This window comes from Serratia plymuthica (assembly GCF_018336935.1).
In the GTDB taxonomy this organism is placed as follows: Bacteria; Pseudomonadota; Gammaproteobacteria; order Enterobacterales; family Enterobacteriaceae; genus Serratia; species Serratia plymuthica_B.
The window spans coordinates 5,199,602-5,221,599 of sequence record NZ_CP068771.1; the positions used below are offsets into that span (position 1 = coordinate 5,199,602).

Sequence of the window (21,998 nt, forward strand, 5' to 3'; positions counted from 1 at the left end):
GGCCTTAGTTAAAACGCTTCAAATTGGTTTTGCAGATCAATTATCTAGTATCGATCGTTTAAATCGATCTAAATGCTAACAATTTCCCAGCGTTCAGACTAAACAAATTGGTGAAGTTGAAGGCGAATGCTGCTTCCATTGCCTCCCATTGGGTTTTTAAAGGGGATTTCGAGAGGTCAGCGCTGGTTCTGAAAGGCGTACAGCCAGCGCTGGTGTTCTTCGTCTTCGCGTATAGCGTATATTGCGAGGCTGTTGAACTTTGATGGATACCGGTCATTTTCGGTCAGGAAGAAAATCTGCGTGCCATTTATTTATGAGTCAGATATCAGTTACCAGCCATTGATCGCCTTCTTCGAACATCTCTTCCAACATACGATTGAGCTTTTCCCTGTCGCTTTTGTTTGCATCGGAGTTAAGGCCGTTAGACTGCATAGGCTTCACTCTCACATCGGCATCGGGGAAAATCCGATGCACCCGCTTAGTCAATTCAGCTTTGATAATCTCTGCCGCGTCAGGCAAACCATTAACATTACGTTTATCAAAAACGAGTTCTACAAACATTTTGAAACCTCAAATTTAACTGGTTATTAATACAGTGTGTTCGAGTGTCGGCTTTTTTAAAAGTTGGGATTTTTTGGACGGTTTCGTCGGGGGTTATACCATTGTTTTACCATCGGCAAACATTGAATAAAAAAAACCAACCGCTATGGGTTGGTTTTTCTAAGGATTTTTGGTCGGCATGAGAGGATTCGAACCTCCGACCCCCGACACCCCATGACGGTGCGCTACCAAGCTGCGCTACATGCCGACGCTATGGCAAATCATACTACCCTTAACCAAAATCAATGCAAGAGTAGTAGCGCCTGATTGCTTGTATTTTAAGCAGTTAGTTGGCGATGAAGCGTTTAACGTCAGTCAGCACCTGCAACAGCAGGGTAAGCTGTGGTTTCTCGTCTTTTATTTCTTTGTCGTTTTTATCGTACGCCCGATAAGTTCCATTGCCGTCCAGCACCATGGTTTGTGTTGGCGTAGTGATGATCAACAGGTTGTTATCACCGGTGGCTACCCAGTTATTCCTGCGCTGTGCGGTGAACAGGTCTTCACCCTGCGAATAGTCATTGGGAGCCGTTTTAACGTGCAGTAAACGTTGCATCAGCGTGCGCATTACATCGTTATGGCCGGTCAACTTATTGATGGCCTGGGCCGGTGTACCCGGCCAGTGGATAACCAGCGGCACCTGCAACTGTTGTTGATTGTAACTGCTGCCCGCGCCCCAGTAGCCCTTACCGGTATCATTGAATTCAATACCGTGCTCTGCGGTAATCACCACCACTGTGTTATCCAGAACGCCGCGCGCTTTCAGCGTGTCGAGCACTTCGGCAATCTGCGTATCCACTTCCTGCGCGCCGGCGCGATAACGTTGAATAAAGTCGGCCGGGGCCGGCGTTTTTTCATTGGCCGCAGGTTCAGCGCCACGGAAGTTGATGTAGGAGAACCACGGTGCCTTGTTGTTCTGATCGTTCAGCCAACGCTGCCATTGCTGCGTGGTTACCGCATCGTTTTGTCTGGCCGGTGCCGGCAGCGAGAAGTCGGTCAACAGCGCCTGACGATACAGGCTGGCATTAAAGCCGTCTGACGAGAACAGACCAAATTGATAGCCTTGAGCGCTGAGTGCGCTCACCAGGGCAGAAGGTTTGCGCGCGGCGAGAATGCTGTCCAGATAGGTCGGCGAAATACCGTAGAACAGGCCAAACAGGCCGGTATCCGCATGATTGCCCGAACTGTAGTGATCGCTGAAGCTTACGTTCTCCTGCGCGAAGCGGGCGAGGGCAGGCATATCCTTGGTCATATCCTGGGCGCGAACGCCATCCACGACGATCATCAGCAGGTTATAACCGCTGCCTTTGTCGCTGTAGCTGAGATCGTTGAGCGGGTATTCCACCGCTACGGCCTCCGGATTGCCCTGTTGCACCAGACGGCGCTCGTACTCTTGCGGATCGAGCAGGCCGTGTTTCTCAAGGAATTTACGCGCGGTCATCGGGTAGGAAAGCGGCAGGTTGGCTCGCTGCATGGTGATCGGGCGATAGAAATTGGCGTCGGCCCAGATATAAATCAGGTGCGAGGCAAAAAAGGTGCTGATAAACAGCACGGCCAGCGGCTTGCCAAAATATTGGCGGTTCAGGCTGCGAAGCTTTTGCCAGCTCCAGGTGCCAAACAGCATCTCCACCAGGAAGATAACCGGCACGCAGATGAACATCAGCTGCCAGTCGCGCGCCAGCTCGCTTTGATCCGGATTAACCACCAGCTCCCACACCACCGGGTTAAGATGAAGGTGGAAATGCGTGAACACTTCGCTGTCTACCAGCAACAGTGTTAGCCCCGTAGTGGCCAGCGCGGCGGAAATAAACCGCAGCAGCCGCTGCGACATCACCACAAAGGTGAGCGGGAATATCACCAGCAGGTAGCCGGCGAAAACGATAAAGCTGAAATGCCCCAGTAAGCTGACCAGGGCATAAACCCGGCCCAACAGGGAAGAGGGCCAGTCGGTGACAAACAGGTAGCGGCTACCCAACCCGAGGGCGAGCAGAATATTGAATAAGGCGAACCAGTGCCCCCAGCTAATCATCTGGGAGACTTTTTCACGATAACGCTGACGGTTTGTCACCATAAGTAATTATTAATGCGCTTTGTCTTCACGAATAGAAGCTTGCAGAGCTTCTGCAAACGATCTTGCCAACGTCTTCCGCTGCGCGGGAGCAACGCTGGTGTTGATCAGATTAGTTACCATGTTGCCCAGCACCATCAGAGAAAGATCGGTGGGAGTATGGTGTTTTTCCAGAACATTGACCAGCTCAGAGAGCAGTTGTTCAACGTGTTCGTCACTGTAACGGGATGATTGTGGCATAAAAATTGCGCTCAAAGCCTGACAAAGTCCCATATCTTACCGTATAGAGCCGTGATTTTCCGCTCTTTTATAGCGTGGTACGCGTTAAGGTAACGATCGTTTGCCGATCCCGCTTTACAGTTGCAGGGCGAAGCCTTCAGTGCTTGAATACGCGCTCAAAGAACAGGAGGATTTATCATGAGTCTGGATATCGACCAGATCGCTCTGCACCAGTTGGTAAAACGCGATGAACAAACGCTGGACGTGGTGCTGCGCGACTCTCTTCTTCCCACCAATGCGGCGGTGGAAGAGATGATGGAGGAACTGCATCGTGTCTACAGTGCCAAGAGCAAGGCTTATGGCCTGTTCAATGAAGGTAGTGAGCTGGCGGATGCGCTGCGCACCTGCCGCAAGGACGATAAGGACTTTCTGGCCTTCAGCCGTGCGGCGACAGGCCGCCTGCGCGATGAATTGGGCAAGTACCCGTTTGCCGAAGGCGGCGTGGTGCTTTTTGGCCAGTATCGTTACCTATCGACAGAGTATTTGCTGATCGCGGTGCTCAACAGCCGCAACAGCTCGCGCGTCAATGAAGAGCTGGATATCAATACCACCCATTATCTGGACATCAACCACGCCGACATCGTGGCGCGCATCGATCTGACCGAGTGGGAAACCAACCCGGAATCCACCCGTTACCTGACCTTCCTGAAAGGCCGTGTGGGGCGCAAGGTGTCCGATTTCTTTATGGATTTCCTGGCGGCGGCCGAAGGGCTGGACACCAAAGCGCAGAACCGGGGCTTGCTGCAGGCGGTTGACGATTACTGCGCCGACGCTCAACTGGATAAAAACGAGCGCCAGTCGGTGCGCCAGCAGGTTTACAGCTACTGCAACGAACAGTTGCAGGCCGGCGAGGAAATAGAGCTGCAGGAACTGTCGAAAGAGATCGCGCCGGTGGGCGAAAAAGATTTCCTGCAATTTTCCAGCGAACAGGGTTATCAACTGGAAGACAGCTTCCCGGCCGATCGTGGCACTTTGCGTCAGTTGACCAAGTTCGCCGGCAGCGGCGGCGGCATCAGCATGAACTTTGACGCCATGCTGTTGGGTGAGCGAGTGTTCTGGGATGCGGCAACGGATACGTTGACCATTAAAGGCACGCCGCCGAATTTGCGCGATCAGTTGCAACGCCGCTTAAACGGCGGCAACAAGTAACTTTTGCCGAATCGCAGGCAATAAAAAACGCCGCAATTGCGGCGTTTTCTACTTCGGCGTCCCGAAAAGCTCGAATACGTTGCGATTACGCGCGAACGAAGTCGATGTGGGTCAGTTTTGGCTTGAACGGGTGACGCTGTACAGCCTGAACCTTAACTTTGGTTTCTTTACCGTCGATAACCAGAGTTACTGCTTCGCTGTAGAATTCTGGTTTAGCTTCCATGTTCTTTACAGAATCATGGTCTAATTCGATGGAAACTGCAGCTTCTTCGCCACCGTAAACGATAGCTGGGAATTTGTTAGCTGCACGCAGGCGGCGGCTCGCACCCTTACCCTGGTCTTTACGTACTTGTACATTGATAGTGAACATTGTTTTTTCTCTTAAAAGAAAATTTACCCTGTTAAGGCGACCCAGTAACAGGTTCGATAAACCACTTTAGCACCGGGCGAACCCAGCTAAAGCGGGCGGCATTTTAACGGAAAGCCGTCGGCAGGGCAATGGAAACCTCCCGAATCTGCGCGATGCGGGCATCAATACAGCTCGTTGGCCCGGCGGAAGCGGCCTTGATAATCGAACACTTTTTCCCGTACCTGCCAGAATTGCCCGCGTTTGCGCGCCACGACAAAGTCCGGATGACGCAACAGTGCCTGCTGGGCCAGCACGTCGGCGGCGGTTTGCCAACTGAACGGCACCCCGGGCGCGCGTTGATGCGGGCGCAGAAACAGCATCTCGAAGGCTTTGCGCTGCGCCGGCGTTTGCAGGCGGAAACGCTCGCTGGTGCTGGTGCCGTCTTCATCGTAATAGGTGGCCTTCAGCCATTCGCCTTTTTCGTCGCGCCCGCTTTGCAGCGCCATACCGCCGCAGCGCAGAACCAATGCATCCTTCAGTTTCAGCGCCTCTTTCAGCATGTCATCGGGATCGACCAGCACTTCCTGGCACTGGTGGCAGCGGCGTGCGGCAATGTCGTTTTCCGCGCCGCAGTGCGGGCAACTCTTGAAACGAAAGCGGTAGTCGCACTGTTCGCGATGGCCGTCATCGTCTTCCAGCCAGCCCTGACAGCGGCGGCCGTAATGCTCGATGATGTCGCCATTCTCGGTGCACTTTCCCCAGAACAGGTTGGCGAAGCCGCAGCCGGGGCAAAATACCTGCACCGGCTGGCTGTCGCTGTGCGGTTTGCTGACGCCGACCTCCGGTGTAAACAGGTCATGCGGGTTACCGGCGTAATCGAGGATCAGGCAATCCTCTTTGCCGGGAGCCAGCCGCAGCCCGCGGCCGACGATTTGCTGATAAAGGCTGACGGATTCGGTGGGGCGCAGAATGGCGATCAGATCGACATGCGGCGCGTCAAAGCCGGTGGTCAACACCGCGACATTGACCAGATAGCGCAGCCGCTGTTGCTTGAACGCTTCAATCAACGCATCCCGCTCGGCGGCCGGCGTTTCGGCGCTGACCAAGGCGGCCTCGCCGGCCGGCAGCAGGCCGTGGATCTCACGCGCATGCTCAACGGTGGAGGCGAAAATCATCACCCCTTGGCGCGTTTCGGCATATTCGACGATCTGGCTGATGATATGTGGCGTGATGCGATTTTGCCGTTTCAGCTCGCGATTGAGGTCTGCCTCACTGAACAGGCCGTTGCTTCTGGCCTCCAGGCGGCTGAAATCGTACTGCACAATCGGCATGTCGAGCCGTTCCGGCGGCACCAGATAGCCGTTCTTGATCATATAGCGCAGCGGCAGTTCATAAATGCAGTCGCGAAACCGGCTGCCGGCATCGCCGCGGGTAAAGCCGTGGTAGTGATACTGGTAAATCCAGCCCTTGCCCAGCCGATAAGGCGTGGCGGTCAGCCCCAACAAGCGCAGCTGCGGGTTGGATTTTTGCAGGTGCTGAATAATTTGCTGATACTGGCTGTCATCGTCGTCGCTGATGCGGTGGCATTCGTCGATAATCAGCAGGGAAAATGCCCCCTCGAACAGCGGTAGATTACGCGCCACGGACTGTACGCTGCCGAACACCACTTTACCGGCGCTGTCTTTTTGCTGCAGCCCGGCGGCAAAGATATCCGCCTCCAGCCCATAGGCGCAGTATTTGGCGTGGTTTTGCGCCACCAGCTCCTTCACGTGGGCCAGCACCAATACCCGGCCGCGCGCCCGCTTCGCCAGTTCGGCGATCACCAGGCTTTTGCCTGCACCGGTCGGCAGCACAATCAGCGCCGGTTGCGAATGCCGGCGGAAATGTTTGATGGTGGCTTCGACCGCTTCCAATTGGTAGGGGCGTAGAGTAAAGGCCATGAATTAACGCCGTTGGTTGAAATGGGCCGCCGGGAACATGTTTTGCAACATCTGAACCCACAGAAACAGTGACATTTTACTCCTCAGGCGGCTAAAAAATTTCTATTATTATGCCTTCTGAGCGCATGCGGTGCGAGAAGCGTGGAAATTACCTCTGTCAGGGGGCCGTTTCCGCCGCTATACTCCTGTGACAGTAATCGCTGTTTCCCCCTCTCCGAACCTGCCCTGTTGCACCTGGTGCAACGGCGGGCGTCATATTTTAGCAATACGATCAATGCGATCATAACAACGACAGGCAAAGCAGATTCAATGCGACTGGACAAGTTTTTATCTCAGCAGTTAGGTGTTAGCCGCGCGCTGGTAGCGCGTGAACTTCGGGCAAAGCGCGTCACCGTGGACGGTGAAGTGGTGAAGAGCGGGGCTGTCAAACTGACCCCGGAGCAGGTGGTCGCGTTTGACGGCAACCCGCTGCAACAGCTGAGCGGCCCGCGCTATTTCATGCTCAACAAGCCTCAGGGGTACGTTTGCTCTACGGACGATCCCGATCACCCGACGGTGCTGTATTTCCTCGATGAGCCGGTCGCTTATAAACTGCATGCCGCCGGTCGGCTGGATATCGACACCACCGGCCTGGTGCTGATGACTGACGATGGGCAGTGGTCGCACCGCATCACCTCACCGAAACATCATTGTGAGAAAACCTATCTGGTCACGCTGGAGCATCCGCTGGCGGAAGATACTGCGCAGCAGTTTGCCGAAGGCGTGCAGTTGCATAATGAGAAAGATCTGACTCGTCCGGCGCAGCTGGAAAAAATTGAAGACACTCTGGTGCGCCTGACCATCAGCGAAGGGCGTTACCACCAGGTGAAACGCATGTTCGCGGCGGTCGGCAATCGGGTTATCGAACTGCACCGCGAGCGGATTGGCGCCATCGTGATGGATGAAGATTTGGCTCCGGGGGAATACCGCCCGTTGACTGAAGAAGAAATCGCCAGCGTAGGCGCGCCACATTTACAGGACTAACGGCTGCGGCTGATTAAGGAGTCGTTGAACGTGCAACAGAACCGGTCATCTCACCTCGGTTTGATTTTTATTCTGGGCCTGCTTTCCATGCTGATGCCGCTGGCTATCGACATGTATCTGCCCAGTATGCCGGTGATAGCCAGTCAGTTCGGCGTCGAGTCGGGCAGCGTGCAGATGACGCTCAGCGCCTATATGCTCGGTTTTGCCCTGGGGCAACTGTTCTATGGGCCGATGTCGGACAGCATAGGGCGCAAGCCGGTGATCCTCTGGGGGACGCTGATCTTCGCCATCGCCGGCGGCGCCTGCGCCATGGCGCAGTCGATCGAGCAGTTGATCAACCTGCGTTTCCTGCACGGCCTGTCGGCGGCGGCGGCCAGCGTGGTGATCAATGCCCTGATGCGCGATATGTTCACCAAGGACGAGTTTTCGCGCATGATGTCGTTTGTCATCCTGGTGATGACCATTGCGCCCTTGCTGGCGCCGATGATCGGCGGTGCGCTGCTGCTGTGGTTCAGCTGGCATGCGATTTTCTGGACCATGGGCGCTGCGGCGCTGATCGGTTCGCTGCTGGTGGCGTTTTTTATCAAAGAGACGCTGCCGAAAGAGCGGCGGCAGAAATTCCATCTACGCACCACGTTGGGCAATTTCGCTTCGCTGTTCCGCCACAAGCGCGTGCTGAGTTATATGTTGGCCAGCGCCTTCTCGTTCGCCGGCATGTTCTCGTTCCTCAGCGCCGGGCCGTTCGTGTACATCGAGTTGAATAACGTTTCTCCGCAGCATTTTGGTTATTACTTTGCGTTGAATATCGTGTTTCTGTTCCTGACAACCCTGATCAACAGCCGTAATGTTCGGCGGCGGGGGGCGATCAACATGTTCCGGCTGGGCTTGTTGGTTCAACTGGCGATGGGGCTGTGGTTGCTGGCGGTGAGCGCCATTGGCCTGGGCTTCTGGGCGCTGGTGCTCGGCGTGGCGGTTTATCTGGGTTGTATCGCCATGATTTCGTCCAACGCCATGGCGGTGATCCTGGATGATTTCCCGCATATGGCGGGTACGGCGTCCTCGCTGGCCGGTACGCTGCGCTTCAGCATCGGTGCTCTGGTGGGAGCGATATTGTCGATGGCCCCGGGCAAGAGCGCCTGGCCGATGGTCTCCTCCATGGCGCTGTGCAGCATCGTAGCGGTGCTGTTCTATTTGTATGCCAGCCGTCCACGCAACAACGTAGCCTGACCCTTCCACGATTTTATCCTGTCTGACAAAGGCCAGTTTGGCGCTGAGCCTTTGTCAGGGTATTTTCCGAACCTTCAATCATCCCGCTGACAACGGGAGTTTTGTTGCTAAATATAAGTGCGCTAATTAAATGAGCAACGTGCAATCTGTGTGCTTTTTGTTAAAAAAAGAGCGGGGCCTGCTCAGGCAATTATCGGGCTTCACCGTATTATCTTTGCCTGAATAGGGCCGGTGATTTATTTTGTGACTATTTAAAATCAATGGGTTAATTGGTTTTTTGGCATCGATTGCCGAAGCTGAATGTTTCTTCAATGTAAAATTATGAAGAGTGAAAAGTAACCGTATTGCAAGAAAAAAGAGTTGAGATCACAACGGGAAAGGGTTACATATAACGCAAAAATGCGAGCTGAGTCGCAAAATAGCGTGAAATGACATTGCGCGGAGCACCAAAACAGCACGACATCAGCAAGCGCAGGGGCTGGTTAATAGGTTGTCACATATTTTACATTTAAATAACATGTGTGCGCGGCGGAGTCGGTTCTCAACGGCTATAACTTAGTTACCCTGTCAGGTAAAAATGTTTCACTTTTCAAACTAGGGATTTCATGTGGATAGTATCCAACTTTCGGTAGTGCATCGCTTGCCGCAAAGTTATCGTTGGCTATCAGGTTTTACCGGTATCAAGGTTGAACCGATTCCGCTTAGCGTGATAGACGAGGATAACAACCTGATTGGTCTGAAACTGCTCAGCCATGAAGGAGGGGACGCCTGGCAGGTAATGCAACAGCTCAAGCTGTCTTTGCAGGAGATTCAGGTCGATTGCGCCATCGTGGAGTGGGAAGGGGAAGCTTGCCTGTTTGTGCACCGCTGCGATGAAAGCGCCACCTTATGCCGGTTAAAAAACGTGGGTGCCGCCATCGCCGAGCCACTGAGCGCACAATACCCTTTCTGAGCCCGCTACTAGTCTGCCAACTGCAACAGCTGCTGCGTATAAGCGGCGGCCGGCGAGTTAAAGATCCTCTGGCAGTCACCCTGTTCCACCACTTCCCCTTGCCGCAGTACGATTACCTGATGGCAAAGCGAGCGCACCACCTGCAAATCATGGCTGATAAACAGATAAGCCAGCCGGTGGCGCTGTTGCAGCGACTTCAGCAGCGTCAGGATTTGGGCCTGCACCGATTTATCCAGCGAAGAGGTCGGCTCATCCAGAATCAGCAACTGCGGTTGCAGAATCAGTGCCCGCGCGATGGCAATACGCTGGCGCTGGCCACCGGAAAACTCGGTAGGGTAGCGGTGGCGCAAGGCGGGATCCAAACCTACCTCCTGTAAAGCGTCAATCACCCTTTGTTCGCGCTGTTCGGCGCTCAGTTTTTGATGAACCTCAAGCCCCTCGGCGATAATTTGCAGCACGCTTAGCCGTGGGTTCAGCGCAGAGAAGGGATCCTGAAACACGATTTGTATCCGGCTGCGGTACGGCAGCATCTGTTTCTGGCTGAACTGGTGCAGCGGCTGGCCGTTAAACCAGATAGCGCCGCCGGCGGTCAACAGGCGCAGCAGCGCCAGCCCGGTAGTGCTTTTACCCGAACCCGACTCTCCCACCAAGCCAAGGCTTTCCCCGCTCTTGAGCTCAAAACTCAGCCCCTTCAGCGCGTAATGATGGTCAACCGTGCGGCGCAACAAACCGCGCTTGATCGGGAAGCTGACCTGCAAATTTTCCACTTTCAGCAGCGGTGCTGCGTCTGCCGGCAACGGCAGAGGATCGCCGACATTTTCCGCTGCCAACAGTTGCCGGGTATAGGGGTGTTGCGGCTGGCTGAACAGGCCCGCCCGGCTGTTGTGTTCAACGCACTGGCCGTTGCGCATCACCGCCACATTGTCCGCCAGGCGGCGAACGATATTCAGGTTATGGGTGATAAACAGCAACCCCATGCCCATTTCTTGCTTGAGTTCCTTCAGCAGCAGCAGGATCTGTGCCTGAATGGTCACATCGAGCGCGGTGGTCGGTTCGTCGGCAATCAGCAGTTTTGGCTGGGTCAATACCGCCATGGCGATCATGACCCGCTGGCGTTCACCGCCGGAGAGCTGGTGCGGATAGTCTTTCAACCGGCCTTTGGCGTTGCGAATACCGACGCGATCCAGGCATTGAATAATCTCCCCGCGCGCTACGTCGCGCCGCATGCCACGGTGCAGGGCCAACACTTCCGCCAACTGTTTCTCAATGGTGTGCAGTGGATTGAGCGACACCATAGGTTCCTGAAAAATCATCGAAATCTGGTTGCCGCGCACTTTGCGCAATTCGGCTTCCGGCGCGTGCAGCAACGAGCTGCCATTGAACTGGATATCCCCACCGGTATAGACCACCGGCGGCGAAGGCAACAGCCGCAGTACCGACAACGCGGTCACGCTTTTGCCCGAGCCGGACTCACCCACCAGGGCCAGCGTTTCGGCCTTTTCTATCTGCAGCGAAATGCCGTTGACCACCTGATTCAGCTGGTCTCCCTGACGGAAAGCGACGCTGAGATCCTGAATTGAAAGCAGTGGAGTGCTAGCCATATCAATGCGCCTTGCTGGGGTCAAAGGCGTCGCGTATGGCTTCGCCGATAAAAATGAGTAAAGACAGCAGCACCGCCAGCACCAGGAACGCAGTGATGCCGAGCCATGGCGCTTGCAGGTTGTTTTTGCCTTGCAGCAACAGTTCACCGAGCGACGGCGAGCCGATCGGCAGGCCGAAGCCCAGGAAATCGAGAGAAGTCAGCGTGGTGATGGAGCCGCAGAGAATAAACGGCAAAAAGGTCAGCATCGCCACCATCGCATTGGGCAGCATATGTCGGTACATAATGACCCGATCCGGCACCCCCATAGCGCGTGCGGCGCGGATGTAATCATAGTTGCGGGTGCGCAGGAACTCGGCGCGCACCACGCCGACCAGGCTCATCCAGCCAAACAGAATGGTGATGCCGAGCAGCCACCAGAAATTGGGCTGTACGATACTCGACAGCAAAATGATCAAAAACAGCGTCGGCATGCCCGACCACACCTCGATAAAGCGTTGGCCCCACAGGTCAAAACGCCCGCCGTAATACCCTTGCATCGCGCCGACGCAAACGCCAATCACGCTGGAAAACAGCGTCAGCGCCAACCCGAACAGCATCGAAATGCGAAAGCCGTACAGCACGCGGGCCAGCACGTCGCTGCCGTTGCCGTCGGTACCCAGCAGGTTATGGCGCGAAGGGGCAGAGGGGAAGGGCACTTCCGTGGCGAAGTTGATGGTGTCGTAACTGAAGCGAATCGGTGGCCAAACCGCCCAGCCGTGGCGATCGATCTGCTGTTTTACGAAAGGATCCTGGTAATCGGTGGCGGTATTCAACTCACCGCCAAAGGTGGTCTCGCTGTAATCGATCATGAAAGGCAGGTACAGGCGGCCTTCGTAGCGCACCAGCAGCGGCCGGTCGTTGGCGATCAGGTTGGCGGCCAGGCTGAGGATAAACAATACCAGGAAAACCCACAGCGACCAGTAACCGCGGCGATTACTGCGAAAACGCGCCCAACGCGCCTGGTTGATCGGGCTTAAGCGGCTCATTGGCGGGCCTCGAAATCAATGCGCGGATCGACCAGGGTATAGGTGATATCGCTGAGGATATTCAACAGCAAGCCAATCAGGGTAAAAATATACAGCGTGCCGAACATCACCGGGTAGTCTCGTTGCAGGGTGGCGTCATACCCCAGCAGCCCCAGCCCGTTGAGCGAAAACATCACTTCAATCAGCAATGAGCCGGTGAAAAACATACTGACGAAAGTTGCCGGGAAGCCGGCGATCACCAGCAGCATGGCATTGCGAAATACGTGACGATAAAGGATCTTGTTCTCGTCCAGCCCCTTGGCGCGCGCGGTGACCACATACTGTTTGCGGATCTCGTCAAGGAACGAGTTTTTGGTCAGCATGGTCAGGGTGGCGAAACCGCCAATCACCGTCGCCAGCACCGGCAGCGTGATGTGCCATAGATAATCGGCAATTTTGCCGTACCACGACAGGCTATCGAAGTTGCTGGATACCAGGCCGCGCAACGGGAACCAGTCCAGGTAGCTGCCGCCGGCGAACAGCACGATCATCAAAATGGCGAACAGGAAGGCCGGGATGGCGTAGCCGATGATAATCAGCGTGCTGCTCCAGATATCGAAAGCGCTGCCGTTATGCACGGCCTTGCGAATACCGAGCGGGATCGACACCAGATAGATAATCAGCGTGCTCCACAGGCCCAGGGTGATGGAAACCGGCAGGCTGTGGCCCACCAGTTGCATTACCGACGCGCCGCGGAATAGGCTGTCGCCAAAGTCGAGACGCATGTAATTCCACAGCATGGTGAAATAGCGCTCATGCAGCGGCTTGTCGAAACCATAACGTTTGGTGATTTCGGCAATCACTTCCGGATCCAGGCCGCGCGAACCCCGGTACTGGCTATCCGTGGCGCTGCCGACGCCGATCCGCGCGTGCCCCAGGCCTTCGCCTGCGCCACCGCCGCCAAAACCGCTGCTCTGGCCCATCTCGATGTTGGCAATTGCCTGATCGACCGGGCCGCCGGGCGCGATCTGCACGATGAAAAAGTTAATGGTGATGATCGCCCACAGGGTGGGAATAATCAGTAACAGTCTGCGAATCAGATAAGCCGCCATCGCCGACCCCTTATTGTTGTTGGGTCGGCAAACGCGCCGCCTTGTTGACGTCAAACCACCAGTTGTCGAAGCCGATAACGTAAGCAGGACGGATCGCCGGCGTAGAGAACTTGTCCCAGTAGGCATAGCGATCGTGATTGGAATACCACATCGGCAGCATGAACCTATTCCAGGTCAGCACCCGATCCAGCGCGCGACCCAGCGGCAGCAAGGCTTTTTCGTCGCCCTGATGCCGCAGGATGTTGCGTACCAGGCTGTCGACCGCCGGGTCGGTGACGCCGGGGGTATTCCAGCTGGAATGGATGTATTCGGAGTCCCAGAGCGTCTGGAGGGAAGAGCTTGGGAACGGCATCGCCATATAGACCGTCGGCATCATGTCGAAATCGCCGTCACGCATGCGTTTGGTGAATTGAGTGACGTCAATTTCACGGATCTGCATCTCGATGCCCAGCCGTTTGAGGTTGTGCTGGAACGGCAAGACGTACTGGAAGTTGCTGCCGCTCAGCAGCATCAGCTCAAAGGTAAAGGGCTTGCCGGTTTTGCTGTTCACCAGCTGCTGGTTTTTCACTTCCCAACCGGCCTGCTTGAGCAACTGGGTGGCTTTCAGCAGGTTCTGGCGATCGTTGCCGCTGCCGTCAGAGGAGGGCGGCTGGTAGATGCTGGTGAACACTTCCGGCGGTACCTTGCCTTTCAGCGGTGCCAGCAGCGCCAGTTCGGCGGCATCCGGATAGCCGCTAGCGGCATAAGGGGTGTTCTGGAAATAGCTGTTGGTACGTTGATAAGCGTTGTAATACAGCGCCTTGTTCATCCAGTCGAAATCGAAGGCCAGCGTGATCGCTTCGCGCACGCGCCGATCGGCAAACAGAGGGCGTTTCATATTGAACGCCATCCAGCGGGTATTTTGCGCCGACTGGTTGGTTTCATCCTGTTTGACAATGTAGTTACGGGCGAAGTTACCGCCCTGATATTGGGTAGCCCAGCTTTTGGGCGAACCCTCAATGCGGAAGTCGTAGGCACCGGCCTTGAAGGCCTCCAGCGCCACTTTGTCATCCAGATAGTAGTCGTAGCGGATGCTGTCGAAGTTGAAGCGGCCGCGATTGACCGGCAGGTTGGCTGCCCAGTAGTCGCGTACCCGTTGATAGGTAATGTATTGGCCGAGGCGGTAACTGCCGACCTTATACGGGCCACTGCCAAGCGGCGGCGCGGCCAGCGGCTCGTTCAGCTTATGATCTTTCCAGAAACTCTCCGGCAGTATCGGCAGCCCGAACAGCCCCAGCAGCTTGTCTTTATCCGGCTGCGGGAACTCGATGCGTACCGTCAGACGGGAGATGGCCTTTACCGTAATGCCTTTGTACAACACGCGAAACTGCGGTACGCCTTCGGTCATAAACTTGTTAAAGGTAAAGGCGACATCGGCGGCGGTGATGGGGCTGCCATCGTGGAAGCGGGCGCGGGCGTTAATGTCCAGCTCCACCCAGCGCATATCGGCCGGAAAGCGGGCGGATTCGGCGATCAGCGGGTAATAACTGCCTATTTCGTCGTCTGAGGTGGTGAACAGCGAGTCATACAGGGCGTCGGTGCGTTCGCCGGGTACGCCGCGCGAGGCGTAACGGTTAAAGTTATCGTAGGTGCCGATCGCCGCCATACGCACGTCGCCGCCTTTGGGTGCGGCCGGATTGACGTAGTCGTAATGGCTGAAGTCGGTGGCGTATTTCGGCTCACCGAGAAGGGCGAAAGCGTAGCTTTCGTTGAGGGTTTCGGCCTGCAGGCCAAAACTCAGTGCTGAGAGCACCAGGGCAGCAAAAACGCGCACGGACATCTTGACGGTAAGCTCCTGCTGATAAGTCGGTTAAGTCTGCGGCCAGCATAACATTCACTGCCGCGCCGCAGGGTGAAGTAATGTAAAGATCAGGCTTTTTGCGCCTGATAATCAAAGACCTGCTGGCCATTGCAGAATGTCACGAAGTTGTCGATGCTCAACGGCTTGCTGAAATAATACCCCTGCATAAAGTTAACGTCCCGTTCCTGCAGGAAGTGCAATTGTTCTGCGGTTTCCACGCCCTCCGCCACGGTTTGCATTTTCAGCTTTTTAGCCAGTGAAATCACCGCGTCCAGCACCGGCGCGGTAACCGTATCCTGGCCGATGGTATTGACGAAGCCGCGGTCTATTTTCAGATAGTCCATGGTAAAGCGTTCCAGATAAATCAGCGCGCTGTGGCCGGTGCCGAAATCGTCGATGGCGATTTCAATGCCTTGCTGGTGCAGCCAGTCAAACTCCGCCAGCGCGTTGGCTTCTTCCACCATGCCGCGTTCGGTGATCTCGAATACCAGCGTAAAGTAGTCGCCGGGCAGTTGCGCCAACAGTTCGTAAACGTCCTGGTGGAAGGAGGGGGCGCTCAGATGGGAAGGGGAGATGTTCAGACCCAGTTTGGCGCCCATTGGCAACACCGTCGCCAAGCGTGGCACATCTTCGGCAATCAGGCGAAACAGGTGGCGCGTTAGCGGCACAATCAGCCCTTCGCTTTCGGCGTAGGGGATAAACAGGTCCGGTGGGATGCGCCCTTCAATCGGATGTTGCCAGCGGATCAGCGCCTCCAGCCCGGCGACGGCCCCTTTGCGGGTATGGAACACCGGCTGGTATTCGATAAAGAATTCATTGCGCTTGATACCGCGCATCAACGCACGTTCCGGGCTTTGGCGCAGCAGCAGCGTGTAGTAGCACAAGACGCCGATCATCAATGACAGCACCAGGCTGCCCAGCAGGGTCAGGCGGATATCGTTGGGCGTCAGCGTTTCGTTATAAAACAGAATCGTCATCGGCGTGCCGGCGATGGCCACGCGATCGGCCTGGTGGTTCGGCAATTTGCTCACCGGTATCAGGTTCGGGCCGAAGGTGGTCAGGGCGCGATCGCCCAGAATAATGGCCATGCCGGGCGCGCGGGAGTCACGCGAAGCGAACAGCAGATAGGGCATCAGGTTGATATCCAGAGTCGCCAACACGCCGGTGTTTTCCTCCCCGGGGTGACGCAACCAGACGGCTACTGCGGGTTTGCCCGGCACCAGCGGCGTGCCCTGCTGCAATTTGAGATCCCGCATCTGGCGCGGATCTATTTCCGGATAAATATTTTTCAGTGCCAGCATCATACTGCCGGTAGCCGAGGAGCAATAGGCAAAACCGTTTTTCACCAGCAGGAGGCTACGCACGCCGGAATTAAACGCTGCCTGATAGGTAATTTCCGGCTGGCTGGACGTGCAGGAGCGTTCCGTCAACGGCATCAGTTGCTGCATGATTTCCGTCAGACTATCCAGATTTTCCAGGGTGAATTTTTCTGTGCGTTGTTCGACCTTGCGTTGATATTGCGCGCGTTGGTGATCAATAAGGGAGAGCGTAATACCTGTAAACAGGATAAAAAATACCAGAGCGACAATGCTGCTTTTAGCCAGGCTGCGTCGTCTGTGCGAAACATGGCGTGCAAATGCCCTTTTCAAGCCCATAAACCGTTGCCCCCTGAGCAAGACGTATCATTCTGTTTTTGTTATCAAGTGATCGCTTAATATATCCCAATGGCGGTGGTGCAGTCATTATTCATCGTTATTTACGCAGGCTAATCCGCTAACACACGCTTAATAGTATTTGATGATGATAGGTGAGTTTTTTATCAGCGTAACGTGATGGATAAAAAAACGCTGCCCGGAGGCAGCGTTTTATTGCTCGTTTGGTATTCAGGACAATCAGGTAATTGCGCCGTCAGCTGCTGGTCAGCACTCTGCGGGCTTCACGATAACGTTTATTCCAGTAGTTATCGCTTAAATTCGAAATCATCACGCCGCTGCTGGTAGAGGCGTGAACGAACTGATCGTTACCTAAATAGATGCCGACGTGGCGCCCGGTAGAGCCGGCGTGGAACAACACCAGATCGCCAGGACGCAGTTTGGTACGTACGATTTTCTTGCCGAGGTCTTCCTGTTCATAGGTAGAACGCGGTAAATCCATACCAAACTGTTCGCGGAAGGTGCGCTGTACAAACGCCGAGCAATCAATGCCGCGTTTGGTTTCGCCGCCTAAACGGTAGCGAACGCCTTTCCAGTCTGCATACTGATCCATAATTTTTGACTTAACGTCAACGTTACGGACCATCGCTTCGAATTCATCCTGAGAGGCTTGCAGTAAAAGACCATTTTTGTCATTAACTGCATGCATCTCAGTTTGTGCGTTATTCAAGTTCGAAGTGTGAGTCGAGCTGCACGCGGAGAGCATTACCGCTGCGGCAATTGCAGGTACTACCCGCAAAAAATATCTCAGAAACGGTTGAGATTTGACCATTGTTGTTGTTTTCCCTTGAAGTCCTTAACGACGTAAGTCGCTACCTGAAAAATGCCAAACGGAATGAGCCTAATCTGCACCTGCTGCCCCGACAATCGCTTACCGCTGAAAACGTGGCGGAACGCACATTTTTCACGGATTTAATGCTGAAACGAGGTAAACCAGGCACAAACGCATCCGAGATTACCGCAACGAATCAGGGATTGCGAGCCTTTTTCCGCCCTTTTTTATATGAATTTGTGATGTAACATAATGTAAAACTTCATATAAAAAATGCTGATTGTCCGTTGTGTTGGTTTTAGGTGAAATCAGGTGACGAAAGCGTTAACGCGATGATGGGGAAATAAACAAAAAGCGGCGCTGAAATGATCAGGAGGCGGCGAACCTCCTGCGGGTCATAGCGATTGGTTATGGTTGGGCGGGGCGGTGCTTGCCGGGCAACATCAGGTTCAACCTGTCAATCAGCTTGTCGCTGAGTGGGGTCATCAGACACCAACTGGCGCCAACCAATACCACGGACAGTGAGCCGACGGCGATATCGGTGAACCAGTGGGCGCCGATCATCACGCGCGGCAGTGAGAAAACCAGCGTGATCAGCAGCGCTACTGCAAAGGCGCTGCGGTTAAAATAACGCAGCATAAAACCGCTAAAAATCATCAGCATCATGCCGTGGTCGCCGGGGAAGCTATCGCTGGAGGCATCTTTGGTGGGGATACCGGTCAGCGTACTGACCCGGTTGATATTCTCGAAGCTGAGCGACGGGCTGGGGTGTTTCACCGGCAGCAGGTGCCCAAGCTGGTTCAGCACTACGGCGGTCAGCAGCATGACAATGCCGGTGATCAACAAACGGCGGCGGCCGACGGCATCCTGCTTGAGATAAAAATACAGGTACAGCAGCCCCATGGCGATCAGTGAAATCACGTCAAAGGCGCGATTGTTGGTGAGCGCCACCAAATGCAGAAAACCGGGATCGGTTGCCAGATGGCGGTTGAAGAAAAAGAAAATCGCTGAGTCCAAAGTAAACCAGTAACCGTGGTTAGCCGGCAGGAACCAGGACAGAAACAGCGCAATGCCCAGTAAATTGAAGAAAATGATGAAGGGTAAATTGCGGCGAGTCATGGCATAACCTGTTGTAAGTCTGAAAATAAAATGACGCTAACGGTAAAGATTCTAACTTAAACGAATATTAAACAATTGGGATTGCAGGGCGTTCCAGTCAGCATTTTCGCTGTGGATCAGTTCAATGCGGCTATCCAGCGGGGCGACAGGGCGCGTTTCGATATTCAGATCCTGCCCCTGGCGGTTAATCAGCAATGTGCCTTCCGCAATGCGGACCACGCCTTTGGCGCGTTCGACCGGCGCCAGCCGTACCCACTCCATGATGCCAATGGTATCGAACACCGTGTCCGCATCAAAAATCCAGCCGCAGCTGGTAAATCCTTGGCCCTGATTGAGCGCCCGTCGCCAACGTGAAGTTTCCGGCAGCCGCAATGCGGCCAGGCCCTGGGTTTTGGCATGGCTATGATGCTGTTGCGCATCCGGTAATTCTGTGCGATTCGTGCGAGGCAGGTTGAGCCAATCCACTTTCGCCCGGCCTTGTTCTATGGGATAAAGCGGCCGCTGGCTGGGATCTTGCGCCGTCCACTGCTGCAAAGCCAACAGATCCTGCGGTTGATAGGTGTCGCTTTTGCTGGCCAAAATAATGTCGGCTGCCGCCAACTGATCGCGAAAGTTTTCATTTTCGCGATAGCGCGGCTCGCTGAGTTGGCGGGCATCCAGCAGGCACAGCGTGGCCTGCAGATCGATCCAGCCGGCGTAGCTGTCTTGCGTCAGCAACGACAGGATTTGCTTCGGGTGGCCCAGGCCGGTGGGCTCGATAAGCAACCGGTCGGGCTTGCTTTGCTGCAACAGCATATTCAATCCGACCTGCATCGGCAGGCCGTTTACGCAGCACATGCATCCGCCGGGGATCTCCTTCAACACTGCGCCGCTGTCCGCCAGCAACGCGCCGTCGATGCCAATTTCACCGAATTCATTCACCAGCACCGCCCAGCGCTCATGTTCCGGCTTGTTGGCCAGCAGATGGCGGATGGTGGTGGTTTTACCGCTGCCGAGAAAACCGGTGATCAGGTTAGTTTTGGTCATTGATGATTCCTGATGTTGATAAAGTCGATGGGTCGATAAGTAAGCCACGCTACCTGGCTGTTTGCGAGAGCGTTTTAACCTGCGCCAGGTCACAAATTCAATACGTTAAAATGCGTCATTTAACCGGTTAAATCCACGCCCGGCGTTCGGAAAATTCCCAACAAAAACCCTGTATTAGATATGGATGTTAGCGGTTAGTAGCTTGTTTTTACGCTATTAATGGTTGGAATATCCATCAAATAAATCCCCTTACCTTACGATTATTCCTAAGAAAATCCTCTATGTTTAAATTGAGTTAACAAAAGTGAGGTTGCCATGAACATCTTTCGGTTAGTGTTGATCGCAGGAGTGTTGTTTTCATGGACGGCGGCAGGCCATGCCGGAACCACTGGCGGGGTTATTCATTTTGTTGGTTCTATCGTAGAAAGCCCCTGTTCGGTGGATATCGCCGGTTCAACGGCCAATACGCAATGTTACCGCAATGGGCAACACTATCAAGGGCAACAGACCCTGGCGCATTTCGATGTTTCACGCAAAGAGCTTCCACTGAATTTAGGTACGACGGAAATGCAGTGGGTGGATCAACAGAAAAAACTGGCCGTCATGACCGTGGTTTATCGTTAAGTTATCCGGCCATGCCGGCACAGCTTGCCCGGCATGGCTTTCATCTCCTTAGGCCAGTTGAGTCGCAACCCACTCTTTCACCGTTTGGCGTGCCCCGCGATCGCGCAGCGACAGGTAAGCGCGGGTTACCGCCGCCACAAATTCACCCTCGGCCGGCAGCTGTTCGCCGAAAACGGTCTTCAACCCCAATAGCGCTTTAACCCGTTGCTCATCGTCCGGCGTAGCGGCTACCCTTTGCTGCAGTGCAGGCAGCAGCGGATCGCGGATGTCGATAGGCTGGCCGGCGTCATCCACGCCGCTGACATAGCGCATCCAGGCGGCGACGCCCAATGCCAGGCCGGCATAGCTGCCGCCATGTTGCAGGTGCCAGCGGACCGAATCCAGCATGCGCTGCGGCAGTTTTTGCGTGCCGTCCATGGCGATTTGCCAGGTGCGGTGCTGCAGCGCGGGATTGCTGTAGCGTTCGATCAACTGTGCGGCGTAGGCGGCCAGATCGATGCCGCTGACGCTGAGGGTCGGCGCCTGCTCGGCCAGCATCAGGTGGTGGGCGGCACGGCGATAAGACTCGTCGGTCATGCAGTCGTTAATGTACTGATAGCCGCCCAGATAACCGAGATAGGCCAGGAACGAGTGGCTGCCGTTCAGCATGCGCAGCTTCATCTGTTCAAACGGCAGCACGTCGTCGACCAACTGCGCCCCGGCCAGTTCCCAGGCCGGGCGACCGGCGACAAAATTGTCTTCCACCACCCATTGAATGAAAGGTTCGCAAGCGATGGCGCATTCATCATGGACGCCGCCGAGAGCGGCGGCAATATCAGCCAGCGTTTCCGGCGTGGCGGCCGGAACAATACGGTCGACCATGGTGCTGGGGAAGCTGACCTGGCGGGCTATCCACTCTGCCAGCATGCCGTCGCGCTCCTGCGCCAACCCGATTATTGCGTTACGCAGCACATGGCCGTTTTCCGGAATGTTATCGCAAGAGAGCAGGGTGAAGGCGGGCAGGTCGCGTTCAAGACGCAGACGCAGCGCCTCCACCAGAATGCCGGGAACGGTGGTCGGCTGACCAGGATTGGCCAGATCGGCGCGGATCGCCTCATGCTGCAGATCCAACTTTCCGCTGCCCGGTTCTATACAGTAGCCTTTTTCGGTAATGGTCATCGACACTATCGCCACCTGAGGCTCCGCCAGTTTTTCCAGCACGGCGCCGATCCCTTCCAGCTTGCGATGCACGCTTTCATTCACCGCGCCGATCACGATGGCCTGATTACCCGTAGCGCCTTTCTCCAGCACGCTGTACAGGTGATCCTGCAGACGCAGGCTCTGGAACAATGGCGCGCCGCCAGACAGGCTGATTTCGCAAATACCCCAGTCGCCGCCCTGGCGGTTCAGCACCCGATCGGTAAGCAACGCCTGGTGGGCGCGGTGGAAAGCGCCAAATCCGATATGCACCATACGGCTTTGCAATGCGCTGCGATCGTAGCGCGGCTGCTGGACCACATCCGGCAGCGGCGAGTTGGCGATAGTCTTCATTCAAGGCTCCAAAGCTGAGTAAAAGGTGCTGGCCGGTAACTTTTTAAAAGCTATCAGACCAGTTTTACAGAC

Annotated in this window: 19 protein-coding genes and 1 tRNA gene; 5 read left to right on the forward strand and 15 right to left on the reverse strand. The window is 55.2% G+C overall.

The genetic code is table 11. From position 1 onward, the window contains the following. Positions 1-318 precede the first annotated feature (318 nt). The 4 genes from JK621_RS24100 to JK621_RS24115 form a co-directional block, all read right to left on the reverse strand. A complete protein-coding gene (locus tag JK621_RS24100; RefSeq protein WP_212557954.1) occupies positions 319-561 on the reverse strand; it encodes a DinI family protein in 243 nt (80 codons plus the stop codon). Between the two features lie 170 nt (positions 562-731). Beyond that, positions 732-808 (reverse strand) — tRNA-Pro (locus tag JK621_RS24105). Between the two features lie 78 nt (positions 809-886). Further along, positions 887-2,668 (reverse strand): LPS biosynthesis-modulating metalloenzyme YejM, encoded by a 1,782-nt coding sequence (gene yejM / locus JK621_RS24110; RefSeq protein ID WP_212557955.1) that lies wholly within the window; start codon positions 2,666-2,668, stop codon positions 887-889. Between the two features lie 9 nt (positions 2,669-2,677). Then, positions 2,678-2,905, reverse strand: a complete 228-nt coding sequence (locus tag JK621_RS24115; protein ID WP_006317912.1) for a YejL family protein — start codon at positions 2,903-2,905, stop codon at positions 2,678-2,680. A 177-nt stretch (positions 2,906-3,082) separates the two neighbouring features. Between JK621_RS24115 and yejK the strand changes: the two genes are divergently transcribed. Further along, positions 3,083-4,093, forward strand: coding sequence for a nucleoid-associated protein YejK (gene yejK / locus JK621_RS24120; protein ID WP_004947114.1), 1,011 nt, complete (start codon positions 3,083-3,085; stop codon positions 4,091-4,093). 85 nt (positions 4,094-4,178) lie between these two features. On the opposite strand, the gene rplY is transcribed toward yejK, so the two are convergent. Further along, positions 4,179-4,463, reverse strand: coding sequence for a 50S ribosomal protein L25 (gene rplY / locus JK621_RS24125; RefSeq protein ID WP_004947109.1), 285 nt, complete (start codon positions 4,461-4,463; stop codon positions 4,179-4,181). 161 nt (positions 4,464-4,624) lie between these two features. Continuing rightward, the gene (locus JK621_RS24130) at positions 4,625-6,382 is read right to left on the reverse strand and encodes a DEAD/DEAH box helicase (protein WP_212557956.1); all 1,758 of its coding nucleotides are present in this window, start codon (positions 6,380-6,382) and stop codon (positions 4,625-4,627) included. Between the two features lie 309 nt (positions 6,383-6,691). On the opposite strand from JK621_RS24130, the gene rsuA reads away from it, so the two are divergent. From rsuA to JK621_RS24145, 3 genes are all read left to right on the forward strand, one after another. Beyond that, on the forward strand, positions 6,692-7,405 hold the full coding sequence (gene rsuA, locus JK621_RS24135; RefSeq protein WP_212557957.1) for a 16S rRNA pseudouridine(516) synthase RsuA: 714 nt from the start codon (positions 6,692-6,694) through the stop codon (positions 7,403-7,405). 30 nt (positions 7,406-7,435) lie between these two features. Further along, entirely contained in the window at positions 7,436-8,632 is a 1,197-nt protein-coding gene (locus tag JK621_RS24140) for a Bcr/CflA family multidrug efflux MFS transporter (protein ID WP_212557958.1), read from the forward strand. Positions 8,633-9,239: 607 nt separating this feature from the next. Further along, positions 9,240-9,584, forward strand: a complete 345-nt coding sequence (locus JK621_RS24145) for a YejG family protein (RefSeq protein ID WP_212557959.1) — start codon at positions 9,240-9,242, stop codon at positions 9,582-9,584. A gap of 8 nt (positions 9,585-9,592) precedes the next feature. Here the strand turns inward: JK621_RS24145 and yejF are convergent, their stop codons facing one another. The 8 genes from yejF to JK621_RS24185 form a co-directional block, all read right to left on the reverse strand. Next, the gene (yejF, locus tag JK621_RS24150; RefSeq protein ID WP_212557960.1) at positions 9,593-11,185 is read right to left on the reverse strand and encodes a microcin C ABC transporter ATP-binding protein YejF; all 1,593 of its coding nucleotides are present in this window, start codon (positions 11,183-11,185) and stop codon (positions 9,593-9,595) included. Position 11,186: 1 nt separating this feature from the next. Continuing rightward, complete coding sequence (locus JK621_RS24155; RefSeq protein ID WP_212557961.1) at positions 11,187-12,212, reverse strand: ABC transporter permease; 1,026 nt, start codon at positions 12,210-12,212, stop codon at positions 11,187-11,189. Further along, positions 12,209-13,303 (reverse strand): microcin C ABC transporter permease YejB, encoded by a 1,095-nt coding sequence (locus tag JK621_RS24160; RefSeq protein WP_212557962.1) that lies wholly within the window; start codon positions 13,301-13,303, stop codon positions 12,209-12,211. Before JK621_RS24160 ends, JK621_RS24155 begins: the two co-directional genes overlap by 4 nt. A gap of 10 nt (positions 13,304-13,313) precedes the next feature. Beyond that, on the reverse strand, positions 13,314-15,122 hold the full coding sequence (locus tag JK621_RS24165; RefSeq protein ID WP_212557963.1) for an extracellular solute-binding protein: 1,809 nt from the start codon (positions 15,120-15,122) through the stop codon (positions 13,314-13,316). Positions 15,123-15,211: 89 nt separating this feature from the next. Next, the gene (locus JK621_RS24170; RefSeq protein WP_212557964.1) at positions 15,212-16,798 is read right to left on the reverse strand and encodes a cyclic di-GMP phosphodiesterase; all 1,587 of its coding nucleotides are present in this window, start codon (positions 16,796-16,798) and stop codon (positions 15,212-15,214) included. Between the two features lie 253 nt (positions 16,799-17,051). Then, the gene (gene mepS, locus JK621_RS24175) at positions 17,052-17,627 is read right to left on the reverse strand and encodes a bifunctional murein DD-endopeptidase/murein LD-carboxypeptidase (protein WP_212557965.1); all 576 of its coding nucleotides are present in this window, start codon (positions 17,625-17,627) and stop codon (positions 17,052-17,054) included. Positions 17,628-18,035: 408 nt separating this feature from the next. Then, the gene (locus tag JK621_RS24180) at positions 18,036-18,746 is read right to left on the reverse strand and encodes a phosphatase PAP2 family protein (RefSeq protein ID WP_212557966.1); all 711 of its coding nucleotides are present in this window, start codon (positions 18,744-18,746) and stop codon (positions 18,036-18,038) included. A 51-nt stretch (positions 18,747-18,797) separates the two neighbouring features. Then, positions 18,798-19,772, reverse strand: coding sequence for a CobW family GTP-binding protein (locus JK621_RS24185; RefSeq protein WP_212557967.1), 975 nt, complete (start codon positions 19,770-19,772; stop codon positions 18,798-18,800). A 315-nt stretch (positions 19,773-20,087) separates the two neighbouring features. Here JK621_RS24185 and JK621_RS24190 point away from each other — a divergent pair, with 315 nt between their 5' ends. After that, positions 20,088-20,396 (forward strand): type 1 fimbrial protein, encoded by a 309-nt coding sequence (locus tag JK621_RS24190; protein ID WP_212557968.1) that lies wholly within the window; start codon positions 20,088-20,090, stop codon positions 20,394-20,396. Positions 20,397-20,444: 48 nt separating this feature from the next. On the opposite strand, the gene JK621_RS24195 is transcribed toward JK621_RS24190, so the two are convergent. Then, positions 20,445-21,926 carry a mannitol dehydrogenase family protein gene (locus JK621_RS24195; RefSeq protein WP_212557969.1) on the reverse strand — a complete coding sequence of 494 codons (1,482 nt, stop codon included), beginning with the start codon at positions 21,924-21,926 and terminating at the stop codon, positions 20,445-20,447. Positions 21,927-21,998 lie beyond the last annotated feature (72 nt).